Below are 24,856 nucleotides of genomic sequence, written 5' to 3' on the forward strand. Positions count from 1 at the left end.
CGCTCGTCGGGTTGCGTGTCGACCTCTCGTCCGCCATTGTGACGATAGCGTCTCGAGGGCTCGCGACAGGACGCCGCGCCTCATGCGATCATGGCGCCGGCGGCGTCCGCCGCCTGTCGCAGAGTCGCGAGGTTGTGCGCATAGGCGTCGGCGCCGCCGGCGAAGGCCGCCGAGCCGGCGACGAGCGTGTCCGCTCCCGCCTCGACGATCGCCGTCGTGGTCGCCGGCGTCACGCCGCCGTCCACCTGGAGGCGGATGGGGCGCCGCCCGATCATCTCGCGAATGGCGCGGATCTTGGCGAGCTGACTGTGGATGAAGCTCTGGCCGCCGAAGCCGGGGTCGACGGTCATCACCAGAATGAGATCGACGTCGTCGAGAACATGGACGAGCGCAGTCTCGTGCGTCGCCGGATTGAGCGAGACGCCCGCCTTCTTGCCGCGCGCGCGGATCGCCTGCAGCGTGCGATGTAGATGCGGCCCGCCCTCGGCATGGGCGGTGATGATGTCGGCGCCGGCCTCGGCGAAGGCGCCGATATAGGGATCGGCCGGCGCGATCATCAGATGCGCGTCGAGCGGCAGCTTCGTCACGCGCCGAAGCGCCGCCACGACGCCGGGGCCGAAAGTGATATTGGGCACGAAATGCCCGTCCATCACGTCGAGATGCAGCCAGTCCGCGCCGGCCGCCTCCATCGCGCGGGCTTCGTCCCCGAGGCGCGCGAAATCGGCGGAGAGGATGCTGGGGGCGAGGAGAACTTCTGCCATTGACGCGTAGCGCTCCGGTGAAGGAGGATCGAGGCCCGATGCAGGAGCCTTCGACCGGGGGAGGGGCGTCGGCGGCGCGCGAGCGCGCATGCGCCCGGTCGTCGTAGACTGTGGTCGCGTCGCTCCGACGGCGCAGGCGTTCAGGCTCCCGCCGGCGAGGAAACGACGCCTCGGACAGAACTTATCATATCGGCCGCAGTTCCCGCGAGGCCGATGAAATCGGGCGCTTTCGTCGGCTGCGCGGCGTCAGAATTGGGCAAGGCGCCGGGCGCATCATTGAAACGCATTTTCGAGCGATTGTTCGGCCGCTGGCCGCGAGGGGGGTAGGTTGATGACATTTTGCCGATTTGTCGCCGCGACGGCGTTCGCGGCCGCAGCGATCGTTTCGTCGCCGGGCGGCGCGCGGGCGCAGAGCGCCGCGCCCGCGCTCGAAGGAAGCCTGCTGGTGCGCTGGGCCGATCCGCGACCGGGCCAGACCGGGGGTGATATGCGCTTCGCGCTCGCGCGGCCCGACGGCTCGGTCACGCCGCTCACGGTCGCTCCGGCGGATCGCGCCTTTGCGATCGGGGCCTTCGGCAAGACTGTGCGGGTGGAGACGCATGATGCGCAAGCGATGGCGGGCGCTCCAGTCGTCGCGGAGAAGATCACGGTTCTCGGGGCCGAGAAGGAAGCGCTGGAGCCTGCCGCCGCCGTCACCAAGCGCGTGCTGTTCATTCTGCTGCGCTTCAAGGGCGATGCGCAGAAGCCGCATGCGCCGGCTTTCTACGCCGGCCTCACCAATCCGCTGCTGCCCGACAGCGCGCTGAAAACGCCGGCGACGATCAACGGCTTCTACAGCGTGACCTCCTATAAGAAGCTGCTGTGGAGCGGCGATGTCGCCGGCGTCGGCGGCTTGACGGCGACCGATTGGCTGACGCTGCCGCGCACCAAGACGGAATACGCCGATTGCGGCTGGTCCGGCGTCTGCGCCGATCTCGATCTCCTCGCCGATGATGCGATGAAGCTCGCCAAGGGGCAGGGCGTCGACGTCTCCGGCTATGACAATGTGAATCTCGTCCTCAACAATGATCTCGACTGCTGCGCCTGGGGCGGCGGCTTCGTGTTCGAGAACAAGGTCTATGGCGCAACCTGGGAGCCGCCGTGGGGACAGGAGGCGGCGACCTATGTCCATGAGATGGGGCACAGCCTCGGCCTGCCGCATTCGGGCTGGGTCTATTACGCCTATGACAGCCCTTGGGACGAGATGAGCTCCGGCTCCACCGCCAAATTCCTCACCTGCGGCTCCTACAATTCCGCCAATAGCGCGAATGCGACGCAGACGCTCACCTGCAGAGCGCCCGGCGGCGGCTTCATCTCCGCGCATAAGGACAAGCTCGGCTGGATTCCGGCGGCCAACAAGCTCGTCGTCGACAAGATTTCGACGCAGACGGTGGCGCTCGAGGGGGAGGCCTCGCCCTTGGGCTCGCGGCTCAAGATGATCAAGATTTGCCTTGTCGGCCAGCCCTGCGACGGCGCCTCGGCGCATTATCTGACGGTCGAGGCGCGGGTGAAGACCGTCGCTTACGACAAGGGCTTGCCGGGCGAGGGAATCATCGTCCATGATTTTCGCGCCAATCGCGCGCCGCGAGGCGTCGGCAACGCCTGCTTCTTCAACTCGACGAGCGGCTGGGCGGTGCCGGCGGACGCCACCGTCAATGATTATCGCGGCGCGCCGAATTGCGACGCCGGCGGTCGCGTCTATCCGAAATATGCGCTGTTCAATGCGCAATATCCGGTCGGGCGATTCTACAATTCGACGACCTATGGAATCCGCGTCGACGTGCTGAGCCGGTCGGGGTCGGTCTTCAACGTCAAGGTCACGCGCTCGAAGTGACTCGCGCGCCTTCAGGCTCGCAATTCGCCGCAATTCCAACGGAAGCCAAGTCCGTCATTGCGAGCGTAGCGAAGCAATCCAGCGCCGTGGGGCGGCCCCTGGGTTGCTTCGTCGCTTCGCTCCTCGCAATGACGGCGCTCCATCATTGCGGCTTCTCCTGACGCAGTCGAATTACTCCGCCGCCTTCTTGGTCGAGAATTGCGGATCGAGCGCGCCCGAGGCGTAGCGCTTGGCCATTTCCGCCAGCGGCACGGGCTTGATCTTCGAGGCCATGCCGGCGGCGCCGAACTCCTCATAGCGCTGCTTGCAGACCTTGCGCATCGCTTCCTGCGCCGGCTTCAGATATTTACGCGGGTCGAATTCGCCCTTGTTTTTCAGCAGAGTGGAGCGGATCGACGCCGTCACGGCGATGCGACAATCGGTGTCGATGTTGATCTTGCGCACGCCGAATTTGATGCCGCGCTGAATCTCTTCGACCGGCACGCCCCATGTCTGCGGCATCTCGCCGCCGGCCGCATTGAACGCGTCCTGCAGATCCTGCGGAACCGAGGAGGAGCCGTGCATCACGAGATGCGTGTTCGGCAGGCGATTGTGGATCTCCTCGATCACATGCATCGCCAGAATGGCGCCGTCGGGCTTGCGCGAGAATTTATAGGCGCCATGCGAGGTGCCCATGGCGATGGCGAGAGCGTCGACCTTGGTGCGCGCGACGAAGTCGACGGCCTGGTCGGGGTCGGTCAGCAGCTGGTCGTGGCTGAGCTTGCCCTCGGCGCCATGGCCGTCCTCCTTCTCGCCCTCGCCGGTCTCCAGCGAGCCGAGCACGCCGAGCTCGCCCTCGACCGACGCGCCGACCCAATGGGCGAGATCGACGACGCGGCGCGTCACCGCGACATTGTAATCATAGCTCGCCGGCGTCTTGCCGTCGGCCTCGAGCGAGCCGTCCATCATCACCGAGGTGAAGCCGTAGCGGATGGCGCTGGCGCAGGTCGCTTCGCTATTGCCGTGATCCTGATGCATCACCAGCGGAATGTCCGGATACATGATGGCGAGCGCTTCGATCATCTTCGCGAGCATCACGTCATTGGCGTAGGAGCGCGCGCCGCGGCTCGCCTGAATGATGACCGGCGCGTCGACTGAGGCCGCGGCCTCCATCACCGCGAGGCCCTGCTCCATATTGTTGATGTTGAAGGCCGGCACGCCATAGTCGTGCTCGGCGGCATGGTCGAGTAGCTGTCGCAATGTGATGAGGGCCATGGCCGTTCCTCCCCTTGGAGCGCGTTCCGATCGAACGGAAAGGTTCGCTCGATCAGAATCGCTCGATCGAAAGAATGCTCGCGTCATCCGATCCGCTCGGATCGGATGACGCTCTCGAAACCGTCAGGCTCGCAGCAGCGTTTCGGCCGCGGCCGCCACATTCTCGGCGGTGACGCCGAAATGCCGGTAGAGCGTTCCCGCCGGCGCGCTGGCGCCGAAGCCGCTCATGCCGACGAACTCGCCACGATCGCCGAGCCAGCGGTCCCAGCCGAAGCGCGACGCCGCCTCGACGGCGACGCGCGGCGTCGAGCCCAGCACCCTGTTGCGATAGGCGGCGGACTGCGCCTCGAACAGCTCCCAGCAGGGCATCGAGACCACAGCGGCGCGCACGCCGCGCGTCCATAATAGATCGGCGGCGGCGAGCGCAATTTCCACCTCCGAGCCGGTGGCGATCAAAGTGACTTGGCGCCCTGAGCTCGGCTCGCGCAGCACATAGGCTCCGCGGGCCGAGAGATTCTCGGAAATCGGCCGCTCGAGCGTCGCCAGATTCTGCCGCGACAGGCTCAGCACCGAGGGCGTGCGCCGCGTCGTCAGCGCAATCTCCCAGCACTCGGCCGTCTCGATCGCATCCGCCGGGCGGAAGACGTTGAGATTGGGCATGGCGCGCAGGCTGGCGAGATGCTCGATCGGCTGATGCGTCGGCCCGTCCTCGCCGAGGCCGATCGAATCATGGGTCATCACATAGACGACGCGCTGGTTCATCAGCGCCGACAGGCGCATGGCGCCGCGCGCATAATCGGAGAAGACGAGGAAGGTGCCGCCATAGGGAACGAAGCCGCCATGCAGCGCAACGCCGTTCATCGCCGCGGCCATGCCATGCTCTCGCACGCCATAGTGAATGTAGCGGCCGGAGAAATCCTCCGCCGTCACCGAGCCCAGGCCCTTGGTGATGGTGAAATTGGAATGGGTGAGATCGGCCGAGCCGCCGATGGTTCGGCTCGTCGCTTCGTTGACGACGGCGAGCGTCGTCTCGGAGGATTTGCGCGTCGCGATCTTGGGCATCTCGCTCGCGAATTTGGCGCGCAGCGCCGCCAGCGGCGCGGCGATCTCGCTCGCTATGTCGCCGCTCAGAAATGTCTCGAACTCGGCGCGCTTCGGCGACGCTGCGAGCCGCTGCTCCCAAGCGAGCCGCGCCTCGCGTCCGCGCGCGCCGGCGGCGCGCCAATCGGCGAGCACCTCCTCCGGGACCTCGAAGGGCGCATAGGGCCATCCGAGCTCGGCGCGGGCGAGCTCGATCTCCGTTTCGCCGAGCGGCGCGCCATGCACGCTCTCCTTGCCCTGCTTGCCGGGCGCGCCATAGCCGATGACGCTGCGGCAGGCGATCAGCGACGGCCGCGCATCCTGCTGCGCCGCCGCCAGCGCCGCGGCGATCTCTTGCGGGGCATGGCCGTCGACGCGTTGGACATGCCAGCCGGAGGCGGAAAAGCGCGCGAGCTGATCGGTCGAGGTCGAGAGCGTCGTCGGTCCGTCGATGGAAATGCCATTATCGTCCCAGAGGACGATCAGCCGACCGAGGCGCAGATGGCCGGCGAGATCGATCGCCTCATGGCTCACGCCCTCCATCAGGCAGCCGTCGCCGGCGAGCACATAGGTGCGGTGGTCGACGAGATCGTCGCTGAAGCGCGCCGCCTGCAGTCGTTCGGCGATGGCGAAACCGACCGCGGTGGCGAGGCCCTGGCCGAGCGGGCCGGTGGTGGTCTCGACGCCGATCGTATGGCCGTATTCGGGATGGCCCGGCGTCTTGGCGCCGAACTGGCGGAAGCTCTTCAAATCCTCGATGACGACCCCCGGATAGCCGAGCAGATAGAGCAACGCGTACAGCAGCATCGAGCCGTGGCCGGCCGACAGCACGAAGCGGTCGCGGTTCGGCCAATCGGGGGCCGAAGCGTCGAAGGTCATGACCTCCTTGAACAGCACGGTCGCGACATCGGCCATGCCCATCGGCATGCCGGGATGGCCGGATTTGGCCTTCTCCACCGCATCCATCGCCAGCGCGCGGATGGCGTTGGCGGCGCGGCGCTCCTCCCCGGCGGCGGCGACGGCGGCGATGTCCTCTAGCACATTCGACATTTCTTCTTCTTCCTCAGGCCGCGCCTCGCTTGCGCTTCATCAGCTCCAGAATGCGCGGCGTTAGAATGAGCTGCATGGCGAGATCGAGCTTGTTGCCGGGGATGACGATCGAATTGGCGCGGGACATCCAGCTGCCGGCGATCATCGCGACGAGATAGGGGAAATCGACGCCGCGCGGATCGCGGAAGCGGATCACGACGATCGATTCGTCCGGGCTCGGAATGGAGCGCGCGACGAAGGGGTTGGAGGTGTCGACCGTCGCCGCCCGCTGGAAGTTGATGTCGGTCTCGGAGAATTGCGGGCAGATGTAATGCACATAATCCGGCATGCGGCGCAGGATGGTCTCTGTCACCGCCTCCGTGGTGTAGCCGCGCATGTTGCGGTCGCGGTGGAGCTTCTGCGTCCATTCGAGATTGATGACCGGCACCACGCCGATCTTGAGGTCGGCGTAGCGCGCGACATTGACCTCCTCGGTCACCACTGCGCCGTGCAGGCCTTCATAGAACAGGAGATCGGTGTTGGCGGGCAGCTCCTGCCAGGGCGTGAAGGTTCCGGGCGGCGAGCCGAGCACGGCGGCCTCGTTCTCGTCATGGACATAATGGCGATAGCGGCCCGTGCCGGTCTCTCCATATTCCTTGAACAGCGATTCGAGCTCGCCGAGCAGATTGGACTCGGGGCCGAAATGGCTGAAATGGGCGTGGCCATGCGCATGCGCCTCGGCCATCGCCACTTTCATCTCCTCGCGGTCGTAGCGATGGAAGGAATCGCCCTCGACATAGGCGACCTCCACCTTCTCGCGCCGAAAAATCTGCTCGAAAGTCTGCTTGACCGAGCTGGTGCCGGCCCCCGAGGAGCCGGTGATGGAGATGATCGGGTGCCTGATCGACATGGCGGCGCTCACCGCGGGGTTCATCGAATCCTTGAACGTCTCGCGCCGCCTCGCGCGGGCGAATGGCGCGAAGCGGGGCGCGGGCGCTCGCTTCGCCCTCTCGCCCCCTCTCCTACAAGAAATGGTCGGCTTTTGCTCGGCCTCGGCGAAAAAAAAACGCGGGGGCCGCGGAGAAATTCCGCCGCCGGTCGCTCCTTTCGATATTTATCACATAATGTCAACGTGTTGTGCGATGATTTCCGCATATCGGGCGGGGTCGGCGCGCGGCCTTTGTCGCCGCGGCGACGATTGACGCCGCGGCGTCCTCGGTTACAGAGGGCGCTCGCGTTTTCGCTCCTTCCCGGAGGTTGCATCCATGTCCGCCGCACTCGACATCCTTGGAATCGGCAACGCCATCGTCGACACTCTGGCCCGCGCCGAGGATGACGCTCTCCTTGCTCTCGACCTCCACAAGGGCGCGATGCAGCTCGTCGACGAGGCGCGCGCGGCGCAGCTCTACGCCGCCATGGGCCCGACGACGGTGATGTCCGGCGGCTCGGCCGCCAATACGCTGGTCGGCGTCGCCGGCTTCGGCTGCTCGGCCGGCTTCATCGGCAAGGTGAAGGACGACGACGCCGGGCGCGAGTTCGCCCATGACATTCGCGGCGCCGGCGTCGCCTTCGCGACGCCCTTCGCCGCCGACGGCGCCGCCACCGCCCGCTGCCTCATTCTGGTGACGCCGGACGGCCAGCGCACCATGAGCACCTTTCTGGGCGCCTGCCAGGCGCTCGGACCGGCCGATGTCGACGAGGATCTGGTGCGTTCGGCCGGCATTCTCTATCTTGAGGGCTATCTCTGGGACCCGCCGGCCGCGAAGGAAGCTTTTCTCAAGGCGGCCAAGGCCAGCCGCGCCGCCGGCCGGCGCGTGGCGCTCTCGCTCTCGGACGCGTTCTGCGTCGATCGCTATCGCGACGAGTTCTTGAAGCTCGTGCGCGACGGGCTCGTCGACATTCTGTTCGCCAATGAGAGCGAATTGCATTCGCTCTATCAGACCGCCGATTTCGAGACGGCGGCGGCGGCGCTCGCGGCCGAGAGCAATCTTCTCGGCGTCGTGACCCGCTCGGAGCAGGGCGTCGTCGTGATCGAGGGCAAGCGCCGCGTCGCCGTTCCGGCCTATCCGGTGAAGGAGGTGGTCGACACCACCGGCGCCGGCGATCTCTTCGCCGCCGGCTTCCTCGCCGGCCTCGCGCGCGGCCTGCCGCATGAGGGCGGCGCCTCGCTCGGCGCGCTGGCGGCGGCCGAGGTCATCTCGCATGTGGGCGCGCGCCCGCAGAAGGATTTGCGCCAGCTCGCCCGGGATCACGGCCTGCTGGCCTGAGTCATCGCGCCCCGTCACGCGAGGAACTTAAGCGATCCAGAGTCGCAGGGCGGCCCCTGGAACGCTTCGCTGCGCTCGCGATGACGGCGGCCCGGCGCGCGCTCTGTGCGCCAGCGCACAGCTGCGGCTCGGCTTCCACGGCATTGATGCTCCCAACGCCGCAGCGTCGCGGCGACACAGAAACGGGAGCCGCCGCCATGATCAATTCCGCCATTCTCCGCCGCCTGCTGGTCGCGGTCACCCTTCTCTCCGTGACCGCCGGCGTGGCTGCGACGATGGGAGGACCGGCCGACGCGGCCGTGTTTCCGTCGCTTCATCGCGGCGGCAAGTGACGTCATCGCATCGGTGAGCGGGAAGTGGCGCTGAGCGCGTCCGAGGACGCGGTCAGCGCAGAATATGCAGCGCGGCCATCAGGGCTACCGCCAGCGCCAGCAGGAACCAGCGATCCGCCGAACGGCGCGCCCGCGCGAGGCCATCGAGCGACTCTTCCGACAGGCGCACGCCGCGCGTGCCCGCCGCCGCCAGCGTCTCCACCGCCGCCTCGGCGTCGGCGAGCAGCTTGGGCAGGCGCGTCGCATATTTGGCGACTTCCAGCGCCGCCTTGCCGGCGTCCTCGAGCTTGGCCTGCGGCCCGAGATTGTCCTCGATCCAGCCGCGCACCACCGGATCGGACGTCTTCCAGATGTTCAGCGTCGGATCGAGCGAGCGGGCGACGCCTTCGGCCACCACCATGGTCTTCTGCAGCAGCACCAATTCGGTGCGCGTGCGCATGTCGAACAGCGCCGTCACCTCGAACAGCAGGGTGAGGAGCCGCGCCATGGAAATATCCTGCGCGTTGATCGTGTGCAGCGGCTCGCCGATGGCGCGCAGCGCCTGCGAGAACTCCTCCACCGAATGCACGGGCGGCACATAGCCGGCCTCGAAATGTACCTCTGCGACGCGCTTGTAGTCGCGGGTGATGAAGCCGAACAGGATTTCCGCGAGGAAGCGCCGCTCCTTGAAGCCGAGCCGGCCCATGATGCCGAAATCGATGGCGACCAGCCGCCCCTTGCGGTCGACGAACAAATTGCCCTGATGCATGTCGGCATGGAAGAAGCCGTCGCGCATCGCCGTGCGCAGGAACGACTGCAACACCTTGCGGCCGAGGTCCTTCAGATCATGGCCCATGCTGGCGACGCGGTGAAGGTCCGATAGAGGCGCGCCGTCGATCCATTCGAGCGTCAGCACCTCGCGCGTCGTGCGGTCCCAATCGACCGAGGGGGCGCGAATGTCGGGATCGTCGACGATATTCTCGTGGAACTCGGAGGCCGCCGCCGCCTCGAGGCGGAAATCGGTCTCGAGCTTCACCGAGCGGGCGAGCGTGTCGACCACCTGGATGAACCGCAGCCGGCGCCCCTCGGCCGAGAAGCGCTCGGCGGCGCGCGCGAGAATATACATATCGGCGAAGTCGCGGCGGAACTGGCGCTCGACATCGGGCCGCAGCACTTTCACCGCCACCTTGCGCTCGCCATCGGGATAAGCGACGCGGGCCTGATGCACCTGGGCGATGGAGGCGGCGGCGACCGGCTCGCCGAAGCTGATGAAAATCTCGTCGATCTTCTTGCCGAAGGCGCTTTCGATGATCGCGACCGCCGCCGCCCGCCCGAAAGGCTCCATGCGGTCCTGCAGCGCGGTCAGAGCGTCGGCGATCTCGCCGCCGACGACATCCGGCCGTGTCGCCAGGAATTGGCCGAGCTTCACATAAGAGGGGCCGATCTGGGCGAAGGCGCGCACCAGCGCCTGCGGCGCGCCGCCGCTGTCGCGCTTGGCGAGCAGATTGCCGATTCGCAGCGGAAATTGCAGCGCCACCGGCAGCAGCGCCGGATCGACGCCCTTGAACACGCCTTCGCGCGCCAGGATGAACCCGGCGCGCGCCAGTCGGAAAAAATGCCCGAGGCCGATGATCACGAGAAGCCGCCGTTCGTCCTAAGGATCAGAGCTTCCAGCCGGAATGAATGGCGACGACGCCGCCGGTCAGCCGCTCGAAGCCGGTGCGGCGGAAGCCCGCGCGGCGGATCATCCGCTCGAATTCTTCCGCGCGGGGGAAGCGGCGGATCGATTCGACCAGATAGCGATAGGGCTCGGAATCGCCGGCGACGAGCTTGCCGATCGCCGGAATGACGTTGAACGAATAGGCCTCGTAGATTTTATCGAGGCCGGGAACCGCGACCTGCGAAAATTCGAGGCAGAGGAACCGCCCGCCCGGCTTCAGCACGCGGAAAGCCTCGGCCAGCGCCACCTCTATGCGCGGCACATTGCGGATGCCGAAGGCGATCGTATAGGCGTCGAAATGCGCGTCCGGGAAGGGCAGGGATTCGGCGTTGGCCTGGACGAACTCCAGCTTGTCGGCGAGGCCCCGCTCATTGGCGCGGTCGCGGCCGACGTCCAGCATGTCGCCATTGATGTCGAGCACGACGATGCTGGCGTCGGCCGGGGAGGCCTTGGCGATGCGGAAGGCGATGTCGCCGGTGCCGCCGGCGACATCGAGATGGCGGAAGCCCTCGCGCCGCGCCCGCACCTTGGCGGCGAACTCGTCCTTCCACAGCCGGTGCAGCCCCGCCGACATCAGATCGTTCATGATGTCGTAGCGGCGCGCCACCTTGTGGAAGACATCGTCCACGAGGCCTTGCTTCTCGTCGAGCTCCACCTCGGAGTAGCCGAAATGGGTCGAGGTCTCATGGTCTGAGGTCATGTCCGAAAGTGCTCGCGTCAGAGGGCGTTCCGGGCGATATAACGCGCCTTTTCGGCCGTGGCTATGGCCGCGGCGGAAATGGGGGACGAGCCGGTTCCGCCCGCGTCATTGCGAGGAGCGCAGCGACGAAGCAATCCCCGGGCCGTCCCGCGGCTGAAGGGTCGCTTCGCTCCGCTCGCGACGACGGGCCGAGCAATCGATGCAGGGGGCGCGCGAGCGGCGCGGCGAGATCGAGAATGACAAATCGTATCAACGTCCTGGACCACGGCTATGTCCGCCTCGTCGACCATATGGGCTCGGATCTCTCGATCGTGCGCGCGGCGCGCGTCTCCTATGACGCCGCCTGGCGGGCCGGCGAGAACGAGGGCTCGGACGCCCGCCTCATCGATTACCTTTGGAAGAACAAGCATACGACCCCGTTCGAGGCGGTCGAGCTGCAGTTCGAGGTGATGGCGCCGCTGTTCGTCATCCGCCAATGGCACCGGCACCGCACATGGGTCTATAATGAACTTTCCGGCCGCTATCGCGAGCTGCCGGAGGTGTTTTACATCCCCGATCCGGAAAACATCGGCGAGCAGGCGGTCGCCAATAAGCAGGGCCGCCAGAAGGGCGGCGATCTCGAGGCGCGGCGGGCCGAGGCGGACAAGCTGCGCGCCGCCTGCGAAGCGTCCTTCGCCATTTATCGCGAGCTGCTCGCCGCCGGCTGGCCGCGCGAGCTGGCGCGGACCGCGCTGCCGCTCTCGACCTACAGCCACATGTTCGCCAAGACCAATCTTCTCAATCTGTTCCGCTTCCTGTCGCTGCGCGCCGACGCTCATGCGCAATATGAGATCCGCGTCTATGCGGAGGCGATGGAGAGGCTGATCGAGCCCATCGTCCCGGTCGCTCTCGCGGCGTGGAAGGCGGCGCGGATTTAGCGCGCGCCGCCGATGGGATCGCTCTCTCGCTGGGGCGAGGGCGCCGCGACGGCGCTCCCCCTGGAGAGGAAGCGCGCGGTGAGCGCGGCCCGGATCGGCCGGTCCAGCCAGCGATCGGCGAGCGTGGCGACGCCGAGCAGGAAGGCGATGAAGACGAGGCCGAAGGCGAGGGGAGATTTCGCGATCGCCGCCTCCCATCGGCCGAAGACGAAAATCGTCAGGTCATAGAGCGGCGCCTGCAGCACATAGACTCCATAGGAGGCTGCGCCGAGAAAGGCGAACAGCCGCGCCGTGACGCCGAAGGATGCGGCGCTCGCCGCCGCCCACAGCAGGACGGGGAACAGCACGAGGGTCACGACGAGATCATAGGCGGTCTGGAGGCGGGCCGGCGGGGTCGCGGCGAGAGCAAGGATCAGGACGAGGGTGACGAGCCATGGCGGCAGAGCGACCGCAGGCGGCCGCAGGCTCCAGATGCGAAAGACGAGAACGCCCGCGAAAAACGAATAGGCGGCGCGCAGAAGCCCGGCGCCGAGCGCGTTCCAGCGAAATCCGTGGTTCAAGGCGCCGAGATCGGCCGCGTCGCCGAAGCCGAGGACCCCGAGGAGAACCGCAGCGCAGAGCGCGCAGCCGGCCGAGGAGGCCAACGCGAACAGCCCGATCGTCTCGGTCTCCGCGACGAAGCAGAAGACGAGATTGGCGACGAGCTCGGCGAACAGCGACCATGCGGGGCCGTTGAACGGATAGAGAAAGGTTTCGCCCGTCAGCGACGGCGCCGGAAGAAAGGCGACGCCGAAGAAGATGTCCTTGATCGCGCTCGCAGCGCCGATCTCGCCCGCGGCGAAACGCTGGAGCAGGATGATCGAGGAGAAGACGAAGGACAGAGCATAGAGCGGATAGAGGCGGATGAGCCTCGCTTTCAGGAAGTCGAGCCGGGTGAGGTCGCGGCCGATGCGCCGGCCATAGGCGTGGCACAGCACGAAGCCGCTCAAGGCGAAGAAGAAATCGACCGCGAGATAGCTCTCGAAGAACGCGTGCGGGCCGTTGGCGTCGCCCGAGGGCGCGAAAAAAGCAGGCGCGTGGAAGGTGATCACGAAAAAGGCGGCGACCGCGCGCAGGCCATCGAGCGTGACGAAAGAGCGTTCCGAACGGGTCATGTGTCTCGACTAGCGGTTAGCTTCAGCCAATCTGACAGGGCCTCGAGAGCGAGCCTGAAGGCTCGCGATCCGGGGGCCGCGCTTGGACCGCGAGCCTTCAGGCTCGCTCTTTCTGCCCCGTCGAATCGGCTGGATCACACCGCTAGCGCGGCAAGATTGACAATTCATGCCGCTTGTCTGATTCACTCGACGCGCGAAGTCGATGATTTCGCTTTTTCTCCGCCGAGAGGCGCGTTCGAGCATGCCCGAGCTGCCCGAGGTCGAGACGGTCCGGCGCGGTCTCGAGCCCGTCTTCACCAGATCGCCGATCGAGCGGGTCGAGCTGAGGCGCGCCGATCTGCGCTTTCCCTTCCCGCCCGGCTTTGCCGCGCGGCTCGCGGGCCGGCGCGTGCTCGCGCTCGGCCGACGGGCCAAATATCTCATCGGCGAGATCGACGGCGGCGACGCGCTCATCATGCATCTCGGCATGAGCGGCTCCTTCCGCATCGACGCCGCGGACCCGGAAGGCGTTTTTCACCGCGCCCGCGACACGAAGGCGGCGCATGATCACGTCGTGCTGCATTTTTCCGGCGGGGCGCGCGTCACTTACAACGATCCGCGCCGCTTCGGCTTCATGCTCTTGGTTCCGCGCGTCGAGCTCGCGGCGCATCCTCTGTTCGTCGGCCTCGGCGTCGAGCCGCTGGGGCCGGAGCTGACGCCCGAAACTCTTGCCGCGGAGCTCGCCGGCCGCAAGGCGCCGCTGAAAGCGGCCCTGCTCGACCAGCGCACCATCGCCGGCCTCGGCAATATCTATGTCTGCGAGGCGCTGCACCGCGCGCATCTCTCGCCGCTGCGCGCGGCGGGCGGGCTCGTCGACGCCAAGGGCCGGCCGAAGCGCGGCCTCGTCGATCTCGTCCGCGCCATTCGCGAGGTGCTGGGCGAGGCGATCGAGGCGGGCGGATCGAGCCTGCGCGACCATCGGCAGACCGACGGCTCGCTGGGCTATTTCCAGCATTCCTTCCGAGTCTACGATCGCGAGGACGCGCCCTGTCCGACGCCCGGCTGCCGGGGCCAGGTCTCGCGGATCGCCCAGAGCGGGCGATCCACCTTCTTCTGCCGCGACTGCCAGAAGTGAGCGGCGCGGCGTCTTCGATTCACACCCGATCGGCTCGGCCGGCGCGCCGGGAGATTTCCTTCGGCGGCAGCCAGACGAGGGCGACGCCCTGAACCAGCCGCGGGTTCGGCGCCGCCGCCGCAGGCGCGATCTCCGCCGGCAGAGCCCAGACGATCGGCGCGACCGGCAAGACGACGGCCGGAGCGGCGATTTCTGCAGGCGGCAGCCAGACGAGAGTGTCGTTCCCGGCCGCGGATCGGCCTTCCACCACCGTAGCGGCGGGCGCGATTTCCAGCGGCGGCGCCCAGATCGGGGACGGCTGCAGCGGCGCGGCGGCGATGTCGTCATCGGCCAGGGCGGCGATCTCCGCCGGCGGCAGCCAGACGAGAACATGCACGGATCGGACTTCCACGGCGGGAGCCGAGCGGGCGATTTCCGCCGGCGGAGCCCAGGCAGCGGGAGGCGGCGTCGGACGGTTGGACGAGATAGGGCCGGCGTCGACGAAGCGCGCGGAGCCGATCTGCGCAAAGGCGGCGTCGGACGGCGACCGCCATTGCGGCCGCTCGGGCAATGCGCCTGCCTCTCCTCGCTGCAAACCGAGGAAAGCCACAATGGACATGATGCATAGAGCGCTGAAAAATCGCCACATGAGTCGTTCCTCCGAGTTCAGAAGGATCGACGTCAGGCTGATGCGGCTTTCGTAAATTCGCAGTTAAGAAAATAAATCGTAAAAGCCGTACGCAATCCGCGCTTCGGCGTGTCGACGCGCGCCCGAAATTCGTCGCCGAGCGCGAGCGTTTCTTTGGCCGTCGAGTCGACGAGCGCGTCCCGACGGCCTGTGTCGCGGATCAGAACTCGGCCCATTCGTCGGCGGCCGCTTCCGGCTTGCGGGCCGCGGCCGCTGCAGCGCCCCGGCCGCTCACGATGCGGACGGGCGCCGGCCGCGCCGGCCGCGCGCTGTCCCGGCGCGCGATCTCCACCTCGCCGATCCTGAAGCGGGCGACGAGGGCGGTGAGCTCCACGCTGTCCTCGGCGAGCGAGCGGCTCGCGGCGTGGGTCTCCTCGGACATCGCCGCGTTTTTCTGCGTCACCTGATCGATCTCCTGCACCGCGGTGTTGATCTCGCGCAGGCTGCGGGACTGGGCTTCCGCGCTGACGGCGATGTCGGTGACAACCAAGTCGATCTTGTTGACCTGCTCGACGATGAGGCGCAGCGACGAGCCGGTCTCGGCGACGAGCGCGACGCCATCCTTCACTTTGGCGTCCGAGGCGGCGATGAGCTCCTTGATCTCCTTGGCGGCCTCGGCCGAGCGCTGCGCGAGCGCGCGCACCTCGGTGGCCACCACCGCGAAGCCCTTGCCCGCTTCGCCCGCGCGCGCCGCCTCGACGCCGGCGTTGAGCGCGAGGAGATTGGTCTGGAAGGCGATCTCGTCGATGACGCCGATGATCTGGCCGATCTGCGAGGACGATTTCTCGATCCCGCTCATGGCGCCGATGGCGTCGCCGACGATCTTCTCGCTGGTGACCGCGCCGGTCTTGGTCGCGCCGACGATCGCGCGCGCCTCGACGGCGCTGTCGGCGGCACGTTTCACCGTCTCGGTGATGTTTTCGACGGCCGAGGCCGTCTGCGCGAGCGTCGCGGCTTGCTGCTCGTTGCGCTGCGAGAGATCCTCGGCGGCGCGGGCGATCTCGCGCGTGCTCTCGCTGATCGCGCCGGAGGTCGCGGCGATGCCCTTCATCGCCTGCTGCATGCGCTCGGCCGCGGAGTTGAAGCGGGCGCGCAGCGCCTCATAGTCCTTGATGAACGGCTTCTCGAGGCGCGCCTCGAGGTCGCCGGCGGCGAGACGATCCATGCCGGCGGTATATTCGGAAAAGAAGAAGTCGCGGTTCTCGATATACCATTTGGCGCCCGCCTCCTTCTCCTTCGATTTGGCGGCCGCTTCCGCGCTCATTTCCACGGCGCGGGCCTCGGCGAGGCGGCTCTTCTCCATCACGTCGCGAAACACGGCGGCGGCGGCTCCGATGCGGCCGATCTCGTCGTCGCGTTCGCCGATCGGCGCCGCCTCGACCCGCTCGCCCCGGGCGAGGCGCGTCATATGATCGGCGAGGGCGCCGAGCGGCGCAGCGAAGCGGCGGCGCAGGAAGACAGCTTCGCCGGCGACGAGGGAGATGATCAGAAGGGCGCCTGCGAGGCTCGCCGCGTCGATCCGCCAGCGCAGCGTCGCGGCCTCCTGCTCCACCGCTCTCGCGGAGGCGACGCCCGCAGCGACGAGCCGCTCGCTCTGGCGGCGATGCGCTGTGAAGCTCGTCTCGATCTTCTGCAATGCGGCGCTCGCCGCGACGGCGTCGCCGCGCCGCAGAGCCGGAAGATAGGCGTCGAGCGCCTCACGCCAGAAAGCCTCGGCCTCCTGCGACGCCGGTCCACGAAGCTCCGCTCCGATCTCGCCCGGCAGAGCGTCTGGACGGGTCCAGACCGCCTTGCGCTCTTCGAAGGCGGCGCGCAGCTGCAACAGGCGCGATTGCGCCTCCTGCGCATCGAGCTTGCCGGCGGAGGCCTGCTCGATATCGCGATAGGCGTCCACGAGATCGAGCGGCGCCGATCTCTGGTCGGCGACGAACTCTCTCGCCGCGACGGCCTTCTGATAGGCCGAACCACCGATCCGCAGCTCCTCATGGCCGAGGCGGCCGGCGGCGGCGCACACGAAAAAAACCAAAACCGTCACGACGGCGAACATCGTCGGGGCGCGAGCAATGGAAAGGGACATGATGCGGACTCCGAGCGCGGCCGCGCGGGACCCTCGAGGTCTCCACGAGGAGCGGGGGGAATGGAAAGGGAGCGTTCGGGGCCTGCGCGGCGGAAGGCCCTTCGAGGTCGGTCGGGTCGAAACCGGCATGACGGCGCGACATCATGTCTTCGAAGCGGCGGCCGCCACGCGCGCCTCGATCCGTCATGCGGCGATATTGCGCAGGAACGATTTAACAATCCATTCACGCTGCGCGCCGTCTGCGCGGCGATTCGGCCGCTTGCCTTCGCCTCGCCGCGCGCCTAGAGCGATATTCGGCGTGACCCGATCGGATGACGCTCCAGCATTCTCTTCTTCGATCGGAAAGCGCTCTGAAGGCGGGCCGAGCGGAGACGCCCGCCACGATCATCGACCGGAGGACCGCGCATGTCGACTCGCGCCATTCTGCTCGTCGTGATGGCGATCGGCCTCGCCTTCGGCGCAGGGCCCGCGATCGGACGGGGCGATCTCGTCCTCGACAAGGACGCCTGCGTTCTGAAGGCCGGACCCGAGCTCATCTATTTCGCCGGCTATCAGCCCGCATCCTCGCATCGCAAATTCTGCGAGGACGCGCCGGCCGTCGGCGCCACCATCTTCGTCTTCGATTACGCCGAGCCGGAATTGCGCGAGATGAAGGTCGGCTTCCGCATTTTGAAGGACGCCGAAGCGACGGAGGACCCGGCGGCTCTCGAAGCGGCGACCGCGGCCTATTCGCCGCCGCAGATCTATCCGAAAGGCACATTCTCGTTCGAGCATTTGTTCGTCGAGCCGGGCGAATATGTCGGGCTTCTCACCGTCGACGGCTCCGCGGGCGAGCATTGGACCGCCCGTTTCCCTTTCTCCGTGGGAATGAGCCATTTCGAGGCGACGCCTTATCTGCTCATCGGCGCGGCGGCGCTGCTGGCCGTGCTGCTGTTGGTCACCCGTCGTCACGGCGGCCCTTCGGCGACAGCGCGTCGGGCGAGCCCGCGCCGCTGACGCGCGCGGCCCCGGCCATTCGTCTATCCGAAAAATCAACCGGCTCTAGGCGGTCCGTCGAGAGGTCGCCTGCGGCCGGAGGGCTCGGGATGTTCCCCGACCCGTTTCCCCAGCCGGCGCGCCGCCGGCCGGTTTACAGACGGCGTGGAATATATTAGTCCATTACATGAGTGGATTTATAGACAAAGGCGAAACAGCATGCCCTGCGCAACCTCGTCGCGGCGGCGCCTCGGCAAGGCGCTCGCGCTCCTCGTCGGCGCGTCGATCCTCGTCGCCGCGAGCGCCGAGGCCGGCACGGCGCTGCTCAACGCCTCCTATGACCCGACGCGCGAGCTGTACAAGGCCATCAACCCGGCCTTCATCGCCGATTGGAAGGCCAGGACCGGCGAGGCCATCGAGATCCAGTCATCGCATGGCGGCTCCGGCGCGCAGGGGCGCGCGGTGATCGACGGCCTGCGCGCCGATGTGGCGACGCTCGCCCTCGCCGCCGACATAGACGCGATCGTGAAAAAGTCCGGCAAGATCGCGCCCGATTGGCGCGCGCGTCTGCCCAACAACGCCTCGCCCTATACCTCGACGATCGTGTTTCTGGTGCGCAAGGGCAATCCGAAGAAGATCGCCGATTGGGGCGATCTGGCGCGGCCGGGAATCGCCGTGGTGACGCCCAATCCCAAGACCTCCGGCGGCGCGCGCTGGAATTATCTCGCCGCCTGGGGCTATGGGCTGAAGACATTCGCCGGCGACGAGGCGCGGACGAAGGCGCTCGTCGGGGCGATCTACCGAAATGCGCCCGTGCTCGACACCGGCGCGCGCGGCGCCACCATCACCTTCGCCCGCCGCGGCCTCGGCGACGTGCTGATCACCTGGGAGAATGAGGCGTTCCTCGCCGCCCTCGAATTCGGCAAGGACAAATTCGAGATCGTGACGCCGCCGGCCTCCATCCTCGCCGAGCCGCCGGTCGCCGTCATCGACGCCAATGTCGACGCCAAGGGCACGCGCAAGGCGGCCGAGGCCTATGTGAATTTCCTCTACACGCCGGCGGCGCAGGCGATCATCGCCAAGCATTATTATCGTCCGGCGCATCCGGAATTCGCGGAGGAGGCCGATTTGGAGCGGCTGCCGAAGCTCGATCTCTTCACCATAGACGAAGTGTTCGGCGGCTGGGCCGAGGCGCAGAAGACGCATTTCGCCGATGGCGGCGTCTTCGACCAGATGCAGAAGCAGGACGCGGCGGTGAGGCCATGAGCGCATTCGCCGCATCTCGAGGCAAAGCGTGGCGCTTCGCTGCGCCGAGCGTCATCCCTGGATTCCGCGCGACCTTCGGCTTCACGATCTTCTATCTGAGCCTCGTCGTCCTGTTCCCTTTGTCGCTGCTGATCCTTCGCGCATCCGAGCTCGGGCTCGCCGGGCTCTATGGAGTCGCCACGGAACCGCGCGTCGCCGCGGCGCTGCGCACCAGCTTCTTCATCTCCTTCGCCGCGGCGGCGATCGACGTCGTCTTCGGCCTCGTCGCCGCCTGGGTGCTGTCGCGCTACGAGTTTTTCGGCCGGCGCTTCCTCGACGCCATCGTCGATCTGCCCTTCGCCCTGCCGACGGCGGTCGCCGGCATCTCGCTCGCCGCGCTCTATGCGCCGAACGGCTGGATCGGCGAGCCGCTCGCCGCCTATGACATCAAGATCGCCTTCACCCGCTGGGGCATTCTGGTCGCGCTGGTCTTCGTCGGCCTGCCTTTCGTGGTGCGGACGGTGCAGCCGCTGATCGCCGAGATCGACGCCGAGCTCGAGGAGGCTTCGGCGACGCTCGGCGCGAGCCGGGCGCAGACGGTCTGGCGCGTGCTGCTGCCGCCGATGGCGCCGGCGCTGCTGACGGGCTTCGCGCTCGCCTTCGCGCGCAGCGTCGGCGAATATGGCTCGGTGATCTTCATCGCCGGCAATATCGCCTATGTCTCGGAGATCGCGCCCTTGCTGATCGTCGTGAAGCTGGAGCAATTCGACTATACGGGCGCGACGGGCGTTGCGACGATCATGCTCGCCATCTCCTTCTCCGTGCTGCTCGCCATCAATCTGATACAGGCCTGGAGCCAGAAGAGGTTCGGCCATGTCTGAGACGGCTCTTTCCGACGCCGCGCCCGCAGTCGCCGCCGCGCCGCGGCGCGTGACCGAGGAGACGCCGCTGACGCGCCGACTCCTGATCGGCGTCGCCGTCGCCTTTCTCGGCCTGTTTCTGCTGATGCCGCTGGTCGTCGTCTTCGACGAGGCGTTCTCCAAGGGCGCGGAGACTTTTCTGGCGGCCTTCGCCGAGCCGGATGCGCGCGCCGCGATCTGGCTCACTCTGCTCGTTGCGGCGATCGTCGTTCCGCTCAACGCCGTCTTCGGCCTGTGCGCCGCCTGGGCGATCGCCAAATTCTCCTTTCCGGGCAAGAGCGTGCTGATCACGCTCATCGATCTGCCCTTCTCGGTCTCGCCGGTCGTCGCCGGCCTCGTCTATGTGCTCGTCTTCGGCGCGCAGGGCCTACTCGGCCCGTTTCTCGCGGCGCATGGGATCGAGGTGATCTTCGCCGTTCCCGGCATCGTGCTGGCGACGGTCTTCGTCACCTTTCCCTTCATCGCGCGCGAGCTCATTCCGCTGATGCAGGAGCAGGGGACGGTGGAGGAGGAGGCGGCGCTGACGCTCGGAGCGAGCGGCTTGCGCGCCTTCGCCACCGTCACGCTTCCCAACATCAAATGGGGCCTGCTCTACGGCCTGCTGCTCTCGAACGCCCGCGCCATGGGCGAGTTCGGCGCCGTGTCCGTCGTATCGGGGCATATTCGCGGACTGACCAATACGATCCCGCTCCAGGTGGAGATCCTCTACAATGAGTATGACATCGTCTCGGCCTTCGCGCTCGCCTCCCTCCTGGCGGGACTGGCTCTCGTCACTCTGGGAGTCAAATCGCTCCTCGAATGGCGCTACGCCGGCCAGATCGCCGGCCGGCGTCGCCACTGACGAGACGCCGCGCCCACATGGCGTCGAGATCCGCATCGAGCGGGTCGAGAAGGATTTCGGCGATTATCCGGCGCTGCGCGACGTCAATCTCACCGTCGCGCGCGGCGAGCTGGTGGCGCTGCTCGGGCCGTCCGGCTCGGGCAAGACGACGCTGCTGCGCGCCATCGCCGGGCTGTCCTCGCCCGAGCGCGGCCGCATCCTGTTCGACGGCGAGGATGCGACGACGCTGTCGGTGCAGGAGCGGCGCGTCGGCTTCGTGTTCCAGAATTACGCGCTGTTCAAGCATCTGACCGTCGCCGATAATATCGCCTATGGGCTGAAGGTGCGCCCGCGCCGCACGCGCCCCTCCCGCGCCGAGATCGCAGCGCGGGCGGCGAAGCTGCTCGAATTCGTGCAGCTCGACGGTCTCGGGGGCCGTTATCCGGCGCAGCTCTCGGGCGGCCAGCGTCAGCGCGTGGCGCTGGCCCGGGCGCTCGCCATCGAGCCGCGCGTGCTGCTGCTGGACGAGCCCTTTGGCGCGCTCGACGCGCGCGTGCGCAAGGATTTGCGCCGCTGGCTGCGCGAGGTGCATCGCCAGACCGGCCTCACCACTGTTTTTGTGACCCATGACCAGGACGAGGCGATGGAGCTCGCCGATCGCGTGGTGGTGCTGGACAAGGGCCGTATCGAGCAGATCGGCACGCCGGACGAGCTCTATGACCGGCCGGCCTCGCCCTTTGTGCTGTCCTTCGTCGGCGAGGCGCTGGCGCTGCCGGTGCAGGTCATGGACGGCAAGGTGATCTTTCAGGGCAAGGAGCTGCATGTCGCAGCCGATAATCTGCGCAACGGCCCGGCGCGCGTCTATTTCCGCCCGGCCGACATCGCGCTGCGCGGCGGCGTGATCGGCACGCTCGAGGGGCGGGTCGAGTCGGTGCGGCGCACGGCCGCGGGCCTGCGCGCCTCCATCTCCATTCCCGGCTACGACCAGACGGTCGAGATCGACACCGACGACCGCGCCGGCGCGACGCTCGGCAGCAGCGTGCCGCTGTCGCTCGTCAATGCGCGGGTGTTCTCGGTGTCCGAGGAGACGATGGGCGACGGCGCGGGGATTTAGGACGGTTTCTCTGCGTCCCTTTTCCCGCGCGCGTCACGGCTGTCCGGGGAATGAGTCGATAAGTCGCGGGCGCATGCCTGGTACTTCCGAAGGTTTCGGGGTATTTTCCGGTTGTCGAGACTGGAAAATAAAGGACCAGACATGCGCTTCCAGAATAGCGTTTTTGTCGACTTGCTCAAGCCGATCGATCGTCGCGCGTTCGGCCAAATCGTCGCGCGCCACAAGGGCGACGCCTACGACAAATCCTTCAAGAGCTGGGATCATCTCGTCGTCCTGATCGCCGCTCAGCTCGGCGGCGAAACGAGCCTGCGCAGCCTCGAGGCCGCCTTCAACGCCAACAGCGGCTCCCATTATCACCTCGGCGTCCGCAGGATCGCCCGCTCCACCCTCGCCGAAGCCAACGCACGCCGGCCCGTCGGCGTCTTCGCCGATCTTTTCGCGCGCCTCTCCTGCGAACTCGACCGCAGAACGCGCCGCGACGGCGCCGAGCTGCTGCGCCTCATCGATTCGACGCCTATCCCGTTGAGCAAGTTCCACGACTTCGCCCGCTCGAACGGCCGCATCCACGGCATGAAGATGCATGTCGTCTACGATCCCGGGGTCGACCGCCCCTTCTGCGTCGAGGTCACGCCCGCCAATGTCAACGATGTCGAGATCGGCAAGAAGACGCCGATCGAGGCCGGCGCGACCTATGTCTTCGACAAGGGCTATTATGATTTCAAATGGTGGAGGGACATTCACGAGGCCCGAGCCTTGTTCGTCACGCGCCCCAAGAGCAACACCCGCCTCGCCGACCTCGCGGATCGGGAGATGCCGCAGACGCGCGGCGAAGGCTACACCGTGCTCAGGGATTGCGAGGTCGAGCTCGCCAGCAAGGGCGACTCGAAACTGCCCATGCCGCTGCGTCGCCTTCATATTCAACGCGATGCGCTGAAGGACGGCAAGCCGCAGCTGATCGTCGTGATCACCAACGACATGACGCGTTCGGCGGTCGAGATCGCCGCGCTCTACAAGGCGCGCTGGGCCATAGAGCTGCTGTTCCGCTGGATCAAGCAGCATCTCAACATCCGCAAGTTTCTCGGCGAAAACGAGAACGCCGTGCGGCTGCAGCTGATCGCGGCGATGATCGCTTTCGTGCTGCTGCGCATCGCCGCCCACCGCCACGATATCGAACTCGCGCATCTGCGGTTCTCGGAGCTCGCCGGCAGGTTTCTGTTCGAGCGGCGACCGATCGACAGACTCGAACGGCCGCCGCCCAAATATCAGGCCGCGCGGCGGCGCATATCGCCGAGGCAGCTGGAGCTCGCCTATGCCTGATTTTCCCCGGACAGCCGTGCCGCGCGCGGAGGAAGTGAGGCGGCGTCGAGATCTCACATTTTGGCGCGCCTATTGCTTGTCCCCGCCGTCTGATCCGGAAGGCGACACGCGTCTTCATGTCCAGGCGAGATTTCGACCTGGGAGGCGGCGATGCGATCGCCCGGACGCAGCCGCAGCATGTGCGAATGGGACGATTTCGCCGGGGATGCGACAGCGCTCGAGCGTTTGCTCGACACCGGCGGCTCCGGCGCCCTGCCGCCTTTTCTGCTGCTCTCACAGCCGGGCGTCGATGGGAAGGACCAGCGGCGCTGCTCGGAGCTGTGGACGCGCGACCGGCGCATGGCGGCGACGGCGGAGCGGACGACGCTCGATTTCCGGTTTCGCGCCGCGAGCGAGCGCAAGATCAGGCTCGGCTATCTCTCCAATGACTTCCACGATCATGCGACAGCGCTGCTGCTGATCGAGACGCTGGAGGCGCATGATCGCGGCCGCTTCTGCGTCAACGCCTATTCCTATGGGGCGGACGACGGCAAGGCCATGCGCCGACGCCTCGTCGACACTTTCGACAGCTTCACCGACATCGCCGCCCTCTCGGACAGCGACGCGGCGCGGGCGATCCACCGCGACGAGGTCGATATCCTCATCGATCTCAAGGGCTTCACCTTCAATGCGCGCAGCGGCATTCTGATGCTGCGCCCGGCGCCGCTGCAGGTGAACTATCTCGGCTATCCCGGCACGCTCGGCGCCGAGCTCTGCGACTACATCATCACCGACGAGTATGTGACGCCTCGCGCCTCCGCCGCCGATTATTCGGAATCCTTCGCCTATATGCCCAACAGCTATCAGCCGCGCGGCCGCGCCGGGCCGATCGGAGCGAAGCCTCTGCGCGCCAGCGTCGGGCTGCCGGAGCAGGGCGTCGTCTTCTGTTGTTTCAATCAGGCCTATAAGCTCACGCCGGAGATATTCGACGTCTGGTGCCGGCTGCTCGACGCCGCGCCCGGCAGCGTGCTGTGGCTGCTCGCCGCGCCCATGGCCGAGGGCAATCTGCGCAATGAGGCTTGGAAGCGGGGCGTGAACGGCAATCGCCTGGTTTTCGCGCCGGACATGGGGCAGGGCGACCATCTCGCGCGCCTGCAGCTCGCCGATCTCGTGCTCGACACGGCGCCCTACAATGCGCATACGACCGCGAGCGACGCGCTCTGGGCGGGCGTGCCGATCGTCACCTGCAGCGGCTCGACCTTCGCGTCGCGAGTGGCGGGGAGCGTGCTGCGCGCGGTCGGGATGCCGGAGCTGATCACTGAGGATCTCGACGGCTATTTCGATCTCGCCTCGCGGCTGGCCAATGATCCCGCCGGCCTCGCCGCGGTGCGGGCGAAGCTCGCGCGCAACCGCGCCGGCGCCGCGCTCTTCGATGTCCCGGCCTACACCCGCGACCTCGAGGGGCTGTTCCGATCCATGTGGAGCCGGCGGTCGGCGGGGCTGCCGCCGGCGCTCATCGGGGCCGAGTAGAGCGCTTTCCGATGGAGCGATTCTCTCAGACG

General features: G+C 67.2%; 22 protein-coding genes. 12 read left to right on the top strand and 10 right to left on the bottom strand.

The features are described from left to right. Positions 1-80: 80 nt before the first annotated feature. Positions 81-761, bottom strand: a complete 681-nt coding sequence (gene rpe / locus CQW49_RS18445; protein ID WP_003614337.1) for a ribulose-phosphate 3-epimerase — start codon at positions 759-761, stop codon at positions 81-83. Between the two features lie 331 nt (positions 762-1,092). On the opposite strand from rpe, the gene CQW49_RS18450 reads away from it, so the two are divergent. Then, a complete protein-coding gene (locus CQW49_RS18450; protein WP_003614335.1) occupies positions 1,093-2,634 on the top strand; it encodes a metallopeptidase domain-containing protein in 1,542 nt (513 codons plus the stop codon). Positions 2,635-2,805: 171 nt separating this feature from the next. On the opposite strand, the gene fba is transcribed toward CQW49_RS18450, so the two are convergent. From fba to CQW49_RS18465, 3 genes are all read right to left on the bottom strand, one after another. Beyond that, positions 2,806-3,888, bottom strand: coding sequence for a class II fructose-bisphosphate aldolase (gene fba / locus CQW49_RS18455; protein ID WP_003614333.1), 1,083 nt, complete (start codon positions 3,886-3,888; stop codon positions 2,806-2,808). Positions 3,889-4,011: 123 nt separating this feature from the next. Next, complete coding sequence (gene tkt, locus CQW49_RS18460) at positions 4,012-6,018, bottom strand: transketolase (RefSeq protein WP_003614331.1); 2,007 nt, start codon at positions 6,016-6,018, stop codon at positions 4,012-4,014. A 13-nt stretch (positions 6,019-6,031) separates the two neighbouring features. Next, entirely contained in the window at positions 6,032-6,907 is an 876-nt protein-coding gene (locus CQW49_RS18465) for a phosphoribulokinase (RefSeq protein WP_024749512.1), read from the bottom strand. Between the two features lie 355 nt (positions 6,908-7,262). Between CQW49_RS18465 and CQW49_RS18475 the strand changes: the two genes are divergently transcribed. Together CQW49_RS18475 and CQW49_RS26140 are read left to right on the top strand one after the other, a co-directional pair. After that, positions 7,263-8,264 carry an adenosine kinase gene (locus tag CQW49_RS18475; RefSeq protein WP_003614327.1) on the top strand — a complete coding sequence of 334 codons (1,002 nt, stop codon included), beginning with the start codon at positions 7,263-7,265 and terminating at the stop codon, positions 8,262-8,264. A gap of 197 nt (positions 8,265-8,461) precedes the next feature. Beyond that, positions 8,462-8,596, top strand: a complete 135-nt coding sequence (locus tag CQW49_RS26140; protein ID WP_003614325.1) for a hypothetical protein — start codon at positions 8,462-8,464, stop codon at positions 8,594-8,596. A gap of 52 nt (positions 8,597-8,648) precedes the next feature. Here the strand turns inward: CQW49_RS26140 and ubiB are convergent, their stop codons facing one another. Together ubiB and ubiE are read right to left on the bottom strand one after the other, a co-directional pair. Continuing rightward, positions 8,649-10,211 carry a 2-polyprenylphenol 6-hydroxylase gene (gene ubiB, locus CQW49_RS18485; RefSeq protein WP_003614323.1) on the bottom strand — a complete coding sequence of 521 codons (1,563 nt, stop codon included), beginning with the start codon at positions 10,209-10,211 and terminating at the stop codon, positions 8,649-8,651. A 25-nt stretch (positions 10,212-10,236) separates the two neighbouring features. Beyond that, complete coding sequence (gene ubiE, locus CQW49_RS18490) at positions 10,237-10,995, bottom strand: bifunctional demethylmenaquinone methyltransferase/2-methoxy-6-polyprenyl-1,4-benzoquinol methylase UbiE (RefSeq protein ID WP_003614322.1); 759 nt, start codon at positions 10,993-10,995, stop codon at positions 10,237-10,239. A 236-nt stretch (positions 10,996-11,231) separates the two neighbouring features. On the opposite strand from ubiE, the gene thyX reads away from it, so the two are divergent. After that, positions 11,232-11,912, top strand: a complete 681-nt coding sequence (gene thyX, locus CQW49_RS18495) for an FAD-dependent thymidylate synthase (RefSeq protein WP_003614320.1) — start codon at positions 11,232-11,234, stop codon at positions 11,910-11,912. Here the strand turns inward: thyX and CQW49_RS18500 are convergent. Continuing rightward, entirely contained in the window at positions 11,909-13,066 is a 1,158-nt protein-coding gene (locus CQW49_RS18500) for an acyltransferase family protein (RefSeq protein WP_003614319.1), read from the bottom strand. The two genes, thyX and CQW49_RS18500, sit on opposite strands and share 4 nt — an antisense overlap. Before the next feature lie 241 nt (positions 13,067-13,307). On the opposite strand from CQW49_RS18500, the gene mutM reads away from it, so the two are divergent. Continuing rightward, on the top strand, positions 13,308-14,180 hold the full coding sequence (gene mutM / locus CQW49_RS18505; protein WP_003614316.1) for a bifunctional DNA-formamidopyrimidine glycosylase/DNA-(apurinic or apyrimidinic site) lyase: 873 nt from the start codon (positions 13,308-13,310) through the stop codon (positions 14,178-14,180). Between the two features lie 19 nt (positions 14,181-14,199). Here the strand turns inward: mutM and CQW49_RS18510 are convergent, their stop codons facing one another. The 3 genes from CQW49_RS18510 to CQW49_RS18520 all read right to left on the bottom strand — a co-directional run bounded on the left by CQW49_RS18510 (position 14,200) and on the right by CQW49_RS18520 (position 16,924). After that, on the bottom strand, positions 14,200-14,778 hold the full coding sequence (locus tag CQW49_RS18510) for a hypothetical protein (protein WP_155931238.1): 579 nt from the start codon (positions 14,776-14,778) through the stop codon (positions 14,200-14,202). 62 nt (positions 14,779-14,840) lie between these two features. Next, the gene (locus CQW49_RS18515; protein ID WP_024749508.1) at positions 14,841-15,023 is read right to left on the bottom strand and encodes a hypothetical protein; all 183 of its coding nucleotides are present in this window, start codon (positions 15,021-15,023) and stop codon (positions 14,841-14,843) included. Then, entirely contained in the window at positions 15,008-16,924 is a 1,917-nt protein-coding gene (locus CQW49_RS18520; protein ID WP_003614313.1) for a methyl-accepting chemotaxis protein, read from the bottom strand. The genes CQW49_RS18515 and CQW49_RS18520 overlap by 16 nt, the downstream gene beginning before the upstream one ends. A gap of 405 nt (positions 16,925-17,329) precedes the next feature. Between CQW49_RS18520 and CQW49_RS18525 the strand changes: the two genes are divergently transcribed. The 7 genes from CQW49_RS18525 (at position 17,330) to CQW49_RS18555 (ending at position 24,824) form a co-directional block, all read left to right on the top strand. Beyond that, a complete protein-coding gene (locus tag CQW49_RS18525; protein ID WP_003614311.1) occupies positions 17,330-17,920 on the top strand; it encodes a hypothetical protein in 591 nt (196 codons plus the stop codon). Between the two features lie 198 nt (positions 17,921-18,118). Further along, complete coding sequence (locus CQW49_RS18530) at positions 18,119-19,165, top strand: sulfate ABC transporter substrate-binding protein (RefSeq protein ID WP_003614308.1); 1,047 nt, start codon at positions 18,119-18,121, stop codon at positions 19,163-19,165. After that, positions 19,162-20,025, top strand: a complete 864-nt coding sequence (gene cysT, locus CQW49_RS18535; RefSeq protein WP_003614307.1) for a sulfate ABC transporter permease subunit CysT — start codon at positions 19,162-19,164, stop codon at positions 20,023-20,025. Before CQW49_RS18530 ends, cysT begins: the two co-directional genes overlap by 4 nt. After that, positions 20,018-20,905 carry a sulfate ABC transporter permease subunit CysW gene (cysW, locus tag CQW49_RS18540; protein ID WP_003614305.1) on the top strand — a complete coding sequence of 296 codons (888 nt, stop codon included), beginning with the start codon at positions 20,018-20,020 and terminating at the stop codon, positions 20,903-20,905. Before cysT ends, cysW begins: the two co-directional genes overlap by 8 nt. Positions 20,906-20,939: 34 nt before the next feature. Beyond that, entirely contained in the window at positions 20,940-21,998 is a 1,059-nt protein-coding gene (locus tag CQW49_RS18545) for a sulfate/molybdate ABC transporter ATP-binding protein (RefSeq protein WP_274541239.1), read from the top strand. Between the two features lie 141 nt (positions 21,999-22,139). Beyond that, the gene (locus tag CQW49_RS18550) at positions 22,140-23,315 is read left to right on the top strand and encodes an IS4 family transposase (protein WP_024749364.1); all 1,176 of its coding nucleotides are present in this window, start codon (positions 22,140-22,142) and stop codon (positions 23,313-23,315) included. 150 nt (positions 23,316-23,465) lie between these two features. Further along, positions 23,466-24,824, top strand: a complete 1,359-nt coding sequence (locus tag CQW49_RS18555) for an O-linked N-acetylglucosamine transferase, SPINDLY family protein (RefSeq protein ID WP_003615995.1) — start codon at positions 23,466-23,468, stop codon at positions 24,822-24,824. The last annotated feature ends 32 nt before the right edge of the window (positions 24,825-24,856 follow it).

Source organism: Methylosinus trichosporium OB3b, from assembly GCF_002752655.1.
Classification (GTDB): Bacteria; Pseudomonadota; Alphaproteobacteria; order Rhizobiales; family Beijerinckiaceae; genus Methylosinus; species Methylosinus trichosporium.

What these genes read in the sequence shown, in the direction of transcription:
- rpe (WP_003614337.1), bottom strand. Translation starts at nt 761, where the DNA reads ATGGCAGAAGTTCTCCTCGCCCCCAGCATCCTCTCCGCCGATTTCGCG.
- CQW49_RS18450 (WP_003614335.1), top strand. Translation starts at nt 1,093, where the DNA reads ATGACATTTTGCCGATTTGTCGCCGCGACGGCGTTCGCGGCCGCAGCG.
- fba (WP_003614333.1), bottom strand. Translation starts at nt 3,888, where the DNA reads ATGGCCCTCATCACATTGCGACAGCTACTCGACCATGCCGCCGAGCAC.
- tkt (WP_003614331.1), bottom strand. Translation starts at nt 6,018, where the DNA reads ATGTCGAATGTGCTAGAGGACATCGCCGCCGTCGCCGCCGCCGGGGAG.
- CQW49_RS18465 (WP_024749512.1), bottom strand. Translation starts at nt 6,907, where the DNA reads ATGTCGATCAGGCACCCGATCATCTCCATCACCGGCTCCTCGGGGGCC.
- CQW49_RS18475 (WP_003614327.1), top strand. Translation starts at nt 7,263, where the DNA reads ATGTCCGCCGCACTCGACATCCTTGGAATCGGCAACGCCATCGTCGAC.
- CQW49_RS26140 (WP_003614325.1), top strand. Translation starts at nt 8,462, where the DNA reads ATGATCAATTCCGCCATTCTCCGCCGCCTGCTGGTCGCGGTCACCCTT.
- ubiE (WP_003614322.1), bottom strand. Translation starts at nt 10,995, where the DNA reads ATGACCTCAGACCATGAGACCTCGACCCATTTCGGCTACTCCGAGGTG.
- thyX (WP_003614320.1), top strand. Translation starts at nt 11,232, where the DNA reads ATGACAAATCGTATCAACGTCCTGGACCACGGCTATGTCCGCCTCGTC.
- CQW49_RS18500 (WP_003614319.1), bottom strand. Translation starts at nt 13,066, where the DNA reads ATGACCCGTTCGGAACGCTCTTTCGTCACGCTCGATGGCCTGCGCGCG.
- mutM (WP_003614316.1), top strand. Translation starts at nt 13,308, where the DNA reads ATGCCCGAGCTGCCCGAGGTCGAGACGGTCCGGCGCGGTCTCGAGCCC.
- CQW49_RS18510 (WP_155931238.1), bottom strand. Translation starts at nt 14,778, where the DNA reads ATGTCCATTGTGGCTTTCCTCGGTTTGCAGCGAGGAGAGGCAGGCGCA.
- CQW49_RS18515 (WP_024749508.1), bottom strand. Translation starts at nt 15,023, where the DNA reads ATGGGCCGAGTTCTGATCCGCGACACAGGCCGTCGGGACGCGCTCGTC.
- CQW49_RS18520 (WP_003614313.1), bottom strand. Translation starts at nt 16,924, where the DNA reads ATGTCCCTTTCCATTGCTCGCGCCCCGACGATGTTCGCCGTCGTGACG.
- CQW49_RS18525 (WP_003614311.1), top strand. Translation starts at nt 17,330, where the DNA reads ATGTCGACTCGCGCCATTCTGCTCGTCGTGATGGCGATCGGCCTCGCC.
- CQW49_RS18530 (WP_003614308.1), top strand. Translation starts at nt 18,119, where the DNA reads ATGCCCTGCGCAACCTCGTCGCGGCGGCGCCTCGGCAAGGCGCTCGCG.
- cysT (WP_003614307.1), top strand. Translation starts at nt 19,162, where the DNA reads ATGAGCGCATTCGCCGCATCTCGAGGCAAAGCGTGGCGCTTCGCTGCG.
- cysW (WP_003614305.1), top strand. Translation starts at nt 20,018, where the DNA reads ATGTCTGAGACGGCTCTTTCCGACGCCGCGCCCGCAGTCGCCGCCGCG.
- CQW49_RS18550 (WP_024749364.1), top strand. Translation starts at nt 22,140, where the DNA reads ATGCGCTTCCAGAATAGCGTTTTTGTCGACTTGCTCAAGCCGATCGAT.
- CQW49_RS18555 (WP_003615995.1), top strand. Translation starts at nt 23,466, where the DNA reads ATGCGATCGCCCGGACGCAGCCGCAGCATGTGCGAATGGGACGATTTC.